Below are 2,761 nucleotides of genomic sequence, written 5' to 3'. Positions count from 1 at the left end.
CGATGTGCGGGCCGACCTCCGACCACACCTCGGCCACGGTCTCCTCGCCGACGGAGCCCGCACGGGGGCTGCCTAGTTGGGCACCTTGTAGATCGAGCACGCCGCGGCGGTCAGGCGGATCGGGCCGACCTTGCGAATCTTGATCTTCTTCATCTGTGCACCCCCTCCCTGCGTCGAAGGTTCCGCATCACCATGACCGGTGGCGCTGGAGCGACGCCGACGCCGTACTGGACGGGAGATCCCCCATGGGGAGGGGGGAATACAGTCGGATGCCAGAACGGCTCCAGCGGCCGCACTCCGACAGGCCGATACCAGGCCGGTGCCAGGTCAATACTTCGCACTCGGCCGGCCGTACTTTGACAGGTCAATACCTCGCACTCGACTAGGTCAAATCGTATGATTCTCTGGTTTTAGCTACCCGCCGCTGGTCTGTCCTGGATGGGAATATGACGGGCATACGGTTCCGCCTGCTTGGTCCGCTCCGGGTGTGGAGGGGTGAGACCGAGGTCAGGATCGGCTCGGACAAGCAGCGGGCCGTGCTCGCCCTGCTCCTGCTCCGGGCGGGCTCACCGGTCAGGCGCCAGGAGATCATCGACACGCTCTGGGGCGACGACACGCCCGAGTCGGTGGTCAACCTGGTGCAGACCTACGTGGGACGGCTGCGCCGCCAGGTCGACCCGGGCAGGGGCGCGTCCTCGGCCACGACCTGGCTCAAGGGGATGGGCACCGCCTACGTGGTCCAGCTCGGCCGGTGCGACGTGGACCTGGTCCGCTTCCGGGCGGGGGTGGCGGGGGCCCGCTCGGCCGCGTCCCCGGAGGAGTCCCTGGCGCTGCTGATCGCCGCGCTGCAAATGTGGAACGGGCCATGTCTGGCCGATCTCGACCATGTGCTGCGCGGCCATCCCTGGGTCCGCGCCATCGAGCACGAGCGGATCGACGCGTTGCTGGAGGCGGCGAGGATCGCCCAGCGGCTCGGCCGGTCGGCCGACGTCGTCCCGCAGCTGCGCGCGGTCGCCGCCGCCGAACCGCTGAACGAGGCCGTGCACACCTCGCTCGTGCTCGCCCTCGCCGCCTCCGGGATGCAGGCCGAAGCGCTGGCCGAGTACGGGCTCATCCGCCTCAGGCTGGCCGAGGAGCTGGGCGTCGACCCCGGCTCCCAGCTGCGCGAGGCGTATTTCCAGGTGCTGCGCCAGGAACCGCGCTACGAGGGCGCCGACCCGGCCGGAGCGCCCCGCCCGTCCCTGCTGCCCGCTGACATCGCCGACTTCACCGGCAGGGAGAAGCTGGTCGAGCAGTTGAGCGCCCTCATCGCCGACCGCAGGCCGGGGCCGATCCCGGTGTCGACGATCACCGGCAGGGCGGGCGTCGGCAAGACGACGCTGGCCGTCCATCTGGCGCACCGCATGAGCGGCGACTTCCCCGGCGGCCAGCTCTACGCCGACCTGCGGGGCTCCGACGAGCAGCCGGCCGACCCCTCCAGGGTGCTCAGCCGGTTCCTGCGCTCGTTGGGCGTCTGTGATCCGGTGATCCCCGAGGATCCGGACGAGCGCGCCGAGCTGTACCGCACCCGGCTGGCCGGCCGCCGCGTCCTCGTCGTGCTGGACGACGCCGCCGACCAGGCCCAGGTGCGGCCGCTGCTGCCCGGGTCGCCGTCCTGCTCCGTCATCGTGACCAGCCGGTCCCGGACGGCCGGCTGGCCCGGCGCGCACGCCGTCGACCTCGACCTGCTGGAGCCCCACCACGCGGGCGACCTGCTCGCGCTGATCGTCGGTGAGGAGCGCGTCGCGCCCGAGCCGGAGGCCGCCACCGAACTCGTCAGGCTCTGCGGCCGGCTGCCGCTGGCCATCCGGATCGCCGCCACCCGGCTCGCCGCCCGCCCCCACTGGACGCTCGCCAGGATGGCCAGCCGCATGGCCGACGAGCGGCGTGGTCTCGACGAGCTGTCGGACGTGCGGGCCACCCTCGCGCTCGGCTACCGCAGGCTCGACGGGCCGGCCCAGCGGGCCCTGCGCCTGCTCGGGCTGCTGGACCTGCCGACCTTCGCGCCATGGCTGGCCGCGGGGGTGCTGGAGACGTCCACCGAGGCGGCCGAGGATCTCATCGACGCGCTGGCCGACGCCTACCTGCTGGATCTCGCCGGGGCCGACGCCGGCGGCCGGCCCCGTTACCGCTTCCACGAGCTGGTGCGCCGCTACGCCCGCGAGCTGGCGCTGCGGGAGGAGAGCGAGGTCACCGTCAGGACGGTCGTCACCCGCGCCCTGGCCACGCTGCTGGCGCTGGCCCAGGACGCCGACGGCCGCCTGCCGCACACCGTCCGGGCGCCGGTCCAGGGGCGGTCGCCGCGCTGGCCGCCGCCGGCGGCCGTCCGGGAGACGCTGCTCGCCGACCCGCTGGCCTGGTTCGACAGCGAACGGCCCTGCCTGGCCGCCGCCGTGCGGCAGGCTTCGGAGCTGGGCCACGACGAGCTGGCCTGGGAGCTGGCCGCCGCCACGCTGAACGCCGCGATCACCCGGACGCCGTGGGCCGAGAGCGGCGCCACCCACCGCTCCGCGCTCCTGGCCTGCCGCGCCACCGGCAACCGGCGCGGCGAGGCCGTCACCCTGCGCGGCCTGGGCGAGCTGGACCACCGCCAGGGCCGGCACCGGGAGTGCCTGGACACCCTGGGCCTCGCGCGGGCCCTGTTCGCCGAGATCGGCGACGTCCCGGGCGAGGCCGACACCGCCGCCCGGCTCGACGCGCTGCGCCGTCCCGGCCGGGACGG

General features: G+C 73.9%; 1 protein-coding gene. It reads left to right on the top strand.

Annotated elements, in window-relative coordinates; genetic code table 11:
- Nucleotides 1-446: 446 nt before the first annotated feature.
- Nucleotides 447-2,761 (top strand): BTAD domain-containing putative transcriptional regulator (locus ACWDS7_RS47750; RefSeq protein ID WP_451934713.1); only part of this gene is annotated, 2,315 nt, incomplete at its 3' end.

Source organism: Streptosporangium sp. NPDC003464, from assembly GCF_053588315.1.
Note: the sequence above shows the minus strand (reverse complement) of the source record. Positions and strands in the feature narration are given on the sequence as shown.